The 6,096-nt window shown below is 72.9% G+C and carries 5 protein-coding genes, 1 tRNA gene and 1 pseudogene; 4 read left to right on the top strand and 3 right to left on the bottom strand.

Annotation, left to right across the window (positions count from 1 at the left end; translation table 11 throughout):
* Window positions 1-30: 30 nt before the first annotated feature.
* Window positions 31-612 (bottom strand): hypothetical protein, encoded by a 582-nt coding sequence (locus M8I34_RS39570; RefSeq protein WP_250057935.1) that lies wholly within the window; start codon window positions 610-612, stop codon window positions 31-33.
* A gap of 109 nt (window positions 613-721) precedes the next feature.
* Between M8I34_RS39570 and M8I34_RS39575 the strand changes: the two genes are divergently transcribed.
* The 3 genes and pseudogenes from M8I34_RS39575 to M8I34_RS39585 all read left to right on the top strand — a co-directional run.
* A complete protein-coding gene (locus tag M8I34_RS39575; protein ID WP_250057936.1) occupies window positions 722-1,414 on the top strand; it encodes a response regulator transcription factor in 693 nt (230 codons plus the stop codon).
* Entirely contained in the window at window positions 1,411-2,814 is a 1,404-nt protein-coding gene (locus M8I34_RS39580) for a HAMP domain-containing sensor histidine kinase (protein ID WP_250057937.1), read from the top strand. Before M8I34_RS39575 ends, M8I34_RS39580 begins: the two co-directional genes overlap by 4 nt.
* A gap of 334 nt (window positions 2,815-3,148) precedes the next feature.
* Window positions 3,149-4,045: pseudogene (locus tag M8I34_RS39585) on the top strand (chitinase); the annotation flags it as partial.
* Between the two features lie 130 nt (window positions 4,046-4,175).
* Here M8I34_RS39585 and M8I34_RS39590 read toward each other — a convergent pair.
* Entirely contained in the window at window positions 4,176-5,081 is a 906-nt protein-coding gene (locus M8I34_RS39590) for an AraC family transcriptional regulator (protein WP_250057938.1), read from the bottom strand.
* Between the two features lie 122 nt (window positions 5,082-5,203).
* Here M8I34_RS39590 and M8I34_RS39595 point away from each other — a divergent pair, with 122 nt between their 5' ends.
* Window positions 5,204-5,854, top strand: a complete 651-nt coding sequence (locus tag M8I34_RS39595; RefSeq protein WP_250057939.1) for an NAD(P)-dependent oxidoreductase — start codon at window positions 5,204-5,206, stop codon at window positions 5,852-5,854.
* Window positions 5,855-5,929: 75 nt separating this feature from the next.
* Here M8I34_RS39595 and M8I34_RS39600 read toward each other — a convergent pair.
* Window positions 5,930-6,005, bottom strand: a tRNA-His gene (locus tag M8I34_RS39600).
* Between the last annotated feature and the right edge of the window lie 91 nt (window positions 6,006-6,096).

Below are 6,096 nucleotides of genomic sequence, written 5' to 3' on the forward strand. Positions count from 1 at the left end.
GGCACACGGGCCGCGCCGCGCGGGGCGGTGCTACGTCGCGTCGTCGCTGGTCTGCACGGTCGGCGGATGGCCGTTCCAGGTGCAGAACACGGACGTATGGGCGCTGCCGCCGGAGAAGTCGACCCGGATCCACCCGTCCTGCTTCCACACCTGCATCTCCCAACCCGAGTTCGGCGTCGCCGACACCAGCTCGGCCGAGCGGCCGCCCATGGCGAAGACCACCCGGCCGCCCGCCGTGGAGTAGCTCTTGACCTGGCCGCCGGTGCCCGGCGCGGAGCTGCCCGGCGAGCCGGTGCCCGGGTACCCCGACCGGGGCGTGCCGCTGTGCGACGGCCTGCCGGAGTGGGACGGGGTGCCGTCGGGGGACGCCGTGCCGCGGGCGGGCGAACGGGACGGCTTGGGGCGGTGGGTGGAGGAGGCACGCGGTGCGGCGCCGTCGTCCTCCGGCGCCTTCGAGGAGGCCACCTGGTCGGAGATGGGCAGCGCGCGCGGCGCGTCGTACGCCGTGCCGGACAGCACCGTGTGCACGCCGAACCACGACAGGGTGACCGCGGCGCCGGTCGCCAGCGTCCAGGCCGCCGCGTGAACCAGTCCTCGTTGCATCCGGCTCATACTGCACCACCCGCCCGCCCCGTTGCAGCCCGTCGCGCACGCCGGAGTGCGCCGCCCAGGTGTCAACCTCGGGCGGGGAACCCTCCCCGAATGGCGTACGGTGCCGCCCATGGCACGTGTGCTCGTCGTCGAGGACGACCAGTTCGTACGCTCGGCTCTCATCCGGCATCTGACCGAGGCCGCCCACACGGTACGCAGCGTCGGTACCGCCCTGGAGGCGCTCCGCGAAGTGGCGCACGTCGGCTTCGACGTCGTCATCCTCGACCTCGGCCTGCCCGATCTGGACGGGGGAGAGGCGCTGAAGATGCTCCGCGGCATCACCGATGTCCCCGTGATCATCGCCACTGCCCGGGACGACGAGGCCGACATCGTACGGCTGTTGAACGACGGTGCCGACGACTACCTCACCAAACCGTTCTCCGTCGAGCACCTCTCGGCCCGGATGGCGGCCGTGCTGCGCCGCTCCCGGGCCGCCGCGGCCGGCGCGGAACCGCCGTCACGAGTGACCCGGGTCGGCGGGCTGTCCATCGACCCGCTGCGCCGGCAGGCCGAACTGGACGGCGTCGCACTCGATCTGACCCGCAGGGAATTCGATCTGCTGGCCTTCCTCGCCGGGCGCCCCGGCGTCGTCGTCGCCCGCAGGGAACTCCTCGCCGAGGTCTGGCAGCAGTCCTACGGCGACGACCAGACCATCGACGTCCATCTGTCCTGGCTGCGCCGCAAGCTGGGCGAAACCGCCGCGAAGCCCCGCTACTTGCACACCCTGCGGGGGGTCGGGGTGAAGCTGGAGCCGCCACAGTGAGGTGGGCTCTGGTCAAGGTGGCGCTGGCCGTCACCACGATGGTCGTGGTCGCCTTCGCCGTCCCCCTCGGACTGGTCGTCAAGGAGCTGGCCCGCGACCGCGCCTACTCCAATGCCGAGCGGCAGGCCGCCACCATCGGCCCGGTCCTCGCCATCACCACGGACCGCCCCCAGCTGGAGCGCGCCGTGGCCAGCGCCGAGACCGGCCCCGGCGGCCGGATCGGGGTCCATGTCCCGGCGAGCGGGAAGAACGGCAAGCCCGCCGAGATCGGCTCCCGGCGCGCCGCGCAGAAGGACGTCGAGGCCGCCGCCGAGCTCGGCCGGGCCTCCATCTCACCGGTCACCGGCGGCTCCTCGCTCCTCCAGCCGACCGCCGTCGCCTCCGGCATCGCCGTCGTCGAGGTCTTCGTCCCCGACGCGGCGCTCACCAACGGCGTCACCACCTCCTGGGTGGTGCTCGCCGGGGTCGGCCTCGCGCTGATCATCGGCTCGGTCGCCGTCGCCGACCGGCTCGGCACCCGGATGGTGCGGCCGGCGGAACGGCTGGCCGGCGCCGCCCACGACCTCGGCAAGGGCAGACTCGGCGTCCGCGTCCCGGAGGACGGCCCCAAGGAGCTGCGGTCCGCGGCCAGCGCCTTCAACGCCATGGCCGACCAGGTCGTCCAACTGCTGGCCAACGAACGCGAACTGGCCGCCGACCTCTCGCACCGGCTGCGCACCCCGCTGACCGTCCTGCGGCTCAACGCCGCCTCGCTCGGCGACACCCCGGCCGCCGAACAGACCCGGGCCGCCGTCGAACAGCTGGAGCGCGAGGTCGACCAGATCATCCGCACCGCCCGGGAACAGAAGGCCCAGACCCGGCAGGCGGCCGCCGCGGCCGGCTGTGACGCCGCCGAGGTGATCCGCGAGCGGATGGGCTTCTGGTCGGCGCTCGCCGAGGACGAGGGCCGCACCGTACGCATCGCCGGCGCGGACCGCCCCGTACGCGTCCCCGTCGCCCGCCCCGAACTCGCCGCCGCCCTGGACGCGATGCTCGGCAACGTCTTCCGCCACACCCCCGAGGGCACCGCCTTCGCGGTCGACGTCCACAACGCGGAGGAGGCGGTGATCGTGCTGGTCTCCGACGCCGGCCCCGGCATCGCCGACCCGGACGCGGCGCTGCGCCGCGGCCACGGCGGCGGCGGGGACGGCTCCACCGGCCTCGGCCTGGACATCGTGCGGCGGCTGGCCGAGTCCACCGGCGGCGATGTGCGCATCGGCCGCTCCGTCCTCGGCGGCACCGAGGTACGGGTCTGGCTGGCGCTGGACGACCGGCGCGCCCGCCCCGGCACCCGCCGCGGCCACCGGCTGCGCCGCACGCTCGGCGGCCGCCGCCGGCGTACCGCGCGCACCGGCTCCTGAACGTCCGCCCGCGGGCATGTGCCCCCGGCTCTTAACCACTCCCTTCCGCTTCCTTAAGGCGTCCATAAGTCCCCCAACCTCCGCACCATTACCGACATTTGTCCGTTTCCCTGCCGCTAGCGTGCGGGACGCACCACGGTGCACTCCACCCCCCCATGTGACGACAGGCAGGCACGCGATGAGTTCCTCGGTACACCGCCGGCGCAAGAGCCGCACCACCAAGCTGATCGTGAGCGGCGCGGCCGCCCTGGTCGCGGCCGGCGGCGCCTTCGCCGTCGCCGGCTCGGCGCTGGCCGCCAAGGCACCGCAGGGCGGCACCCCGAAGACCCCGAAGGCCGCGGCCGGCTTCGCCCCGTACGTCGACACCTCGCTCGCCCCCGCCTACGACCTGGCCGGCACCGCCCAGAAGACCGGGGTGAAGAACTTCACCCTGGCGTTCGTCACCTCCGGCGGCGGCTGCACCCCCAAGTGGGGCGGCTCCGGCGAGCTCGGCAACGACGCGGTGGCCCGGCAGATACCCGCCCTGCGCAAGGCCGGCGGCGACGTCCGGGTCTCCTTCGGCGGCGCCAACGGCTCCGAACTCGGGCTGGTCTGCGGCTCCGCGAGCGAACTGGCCGCCGCCTACGGCAAGGTCGTCGACCAGTTCAAGCTCACCAAGGTCGACTTCGACATCGAGGGCGGCGCCCTGCCCGACACCGCCGCCAACACCCGCCGCGCCCAGGCCATCACCCAGCTCCAGAAGAAGCACCCCGGTCTGGACGTCTCCTTCACCCTGCCGGTCATGCCCGAGGGCCTGACCCAGGACGGGGTGAACCTGGTCGCCGACGCCAAGAAGAACGGCGTCAGGATCTCCGCCGTGAACATCATGGCGATGGACTACGGCCCCTCCTACAACGGCGACATGGGCACCTACGCGACCCAGGCCGCCACCGCCACCCAGGGCCAGCTCAAGAAGGCGCTCGGCCTGAGCGACGCGGCCGCCTGGAAGACCGTGGCCGTGACCCCGATGATCGGCGTCAACGACGTCCAGAGCGAGGTCTTCAAGACCGACGACGCCACCGAGCTGGTGAAGTTCGCCCAGGACAAGCACCTGGCCTGGCTGTCGATGTGGTCCGGGACCCGCGACAAGGCCTGCCCGGGCGGCGCGGGCAACTCCGCCCAGCCGACCTGTAGCTCCATCGAGCAGGGCCCACTGGACTTCACCAAGGCCTTCGGCGCGTACACCGGCTGACCCCCACCGGCGGTCCGGGCCCCCAACCGGGCCGCTCGTCCCCGAGGCGGGGCGCAGCGGACAGTTCCCCCACCCGCTGCGCCCCGCCGTCCTCCTGCGGACGCCACAACTCCCCGTGTACGGCGCGTCCTCAGCCCACGCCGCCGCGTACCGCCGTGCGGAAGGCGATCGGAGTGGAGCCCGTCTGCCGCTGGAAGAACTTGCTGAAGTTGGTGGCGTCGGCGAAGCCCAGCCGGTCCGCGATCCGGGCCGCGGACTGATCGCCGTGCGCCAGCAGCCGCTTGGCCTCCAGCGCCACCCGCCGGTCGATGAACTCCTTCGCCCCCACCCCGGCGGACGCCTCGGTGGCCCGGGAGAGGGTGCGCGGCGCATAGCCCAGCGAACGTGCGTAGTCGGCGACCCGGCGGCTGCGGGTGAAGCCCCGTTCCACCGCGTCCCGGAAGCGCAGATAGGCCGCGCTCGCCGTACAGGCCCCGTCCCCGTCCGGCTCCCCGCCCGGATAAGCGGCCCGCAGCACCAGTACGGCCAGCAGATGCCGCAGCACATCCAGATGGATCTCCAGCGGCAGCCCGCCCAGCGCCCCGAACTCCCCGTGCAGCTGCCGCATCGCCTCGTCCACGCCGCGGGCCGCCGCGCCCTCGGGACGCCGTACGGGCGGCCCGTACCAGTCCTCGATCCGGGCCGCGGCCGCGGTCGCCGGGTCCAGGAAGCCGGCCTCGAAGAGCACCAGCCGCCCCTCCGCGCCCGTCAGATCGCCGAAGTGCTGGACCTGCCCGGGGCGCGACCACAGCAGATCGCCCGGCGCGAGGACGTGCTCCCGGAAGTCGACGCTGTGCACCAGCCGGCCGCTGTCCAGCATCAGCAGATGGTGGAAGCCGGGGCGGTGCGGGGCGGACAGCTGACAGGCGTCGGCGCGCGCCCGCAGCTCGGCGAGCGTCATCACCTCCACCCCCGTCGGCCGCCCGGCCGGCGCGGAGAACGCCACCTCCGGGATCTCCGGAACGGGCTCCCTGCCCTCCTGTCGCATTCTGACCATCGCTGGTCCCCTCGCTACCCCGAAATGCCCCGCTGGTCCCCCTAGCGTAGAAGACGTCAGCGAGGCCGCTGACGGAAAACGGAAGTCCTTCTCCGGACGCACAGAACAGCTGGGAGACCACCATGTCCACGATCGCTCTCTTCGGGGCCAACGGCACCATCGGAAGCCGCATCCTCCACGAGGCCCTCCGGCGCGGTCACCAGGTCACCGCGGTCGTCCGCGACCCCGCGAAGATCACCACGACGCATCCGGACCTGACCGTCACCACCGGCGACGTCCTCGACCCGGCCTCCGTCGCCGCCGCGGCCAAGGGCCAGGACGTCCTGGCCAGCGCGGTCGGCGGCGGCGACGGACCGGGCCATCTCGCCACGATCGCGCCCGCCGCCGAATCCCTCGTCGCCGGTCTGCGCACCCTCGGCGACACCGCGCCCCGGCTGATCTCCGTCGGCGGCGCCGGCTCGCTGCGCACCCCGGACGGCAAGCAGGTCTGGGACGCGGAGGGGCTCCCCGAGTTCCTGTTGCAGATCATGCACGCCCACGGTGACGCGCTCGACTACTTCCGCTCCGTCTCCGGGGTGCGCTGGACGAGCCTCAGCCCGGCCGCCACCATCGAGCCCGGCGAGCGCACCGGCAGCTACCGCACCGCGCTCGACGAACTGATCACCGACGCCGGGGGCACCAGCCGGATCACCACCGAGGACTACGCGGTCGCCGTCCTCGACGAGATCGAGCGGCCCCGCCACCTCGGCGAGCGCTTCACCGTCGGCTACTGAGCCGCGGCACCGGCTCCTTTATATAGAGGCCAGAGAAACGCCAAGGCCCCCGACCTGAGGTCGGGGGCCTTGATGTGGGGTGAGTAACGGGACTTGAACCCGCGACATCCTGGACCACAACCAGGTGCTCTACCAGCTGAGCTATACCCACCATGACCGGTGCTGTGTGGTTCTTTTTCCCCACCGGCTGAGAAAAAGTGTACAGGGTCCGGAGGGGTGCTCGCGCCCAGGTTTCGTGTCCC

The organism is Streptomyces sp. MCA2 (genome assembly GCF_023544705.1).
GTDB lineage: Bacteria > Actinomycetota > Actinomycetes > Streptomycetales > Streptomycetaceae > Streptomyces > Streptomyces decoyicus.

Coding starts and splice junctions, on each gene's coding strand:
- M8I34_RS39570 (WP_250057935.1), bottom strand. CDS start 612: ATGAGCCGGATGCAACGAGGACTGGTTCACGCGGCGGCCTGGACGCTG.
- M8I34_RS39575 (WP_250057936.1), top strand. CDS start 722: ATGGCACGTGTGCTCGTCGTCGAGGACGACCAGTTCGTACGCTCGGCT.
- M8I34_RS39590 (WP_250057938.1), bottom strand. CDS start 5,081: ATGGTCAGAATGCGACAGGAGGGCAGGGAGCCCGTTCCGGAGATCCCG.
- M8I34_RS39595 (WP_250057939.1), top strand. CDS start 5,204: ATGTCCACGATCGCTCTCTTCGGGGCCAACGGCACCATCGGAAGCCGC.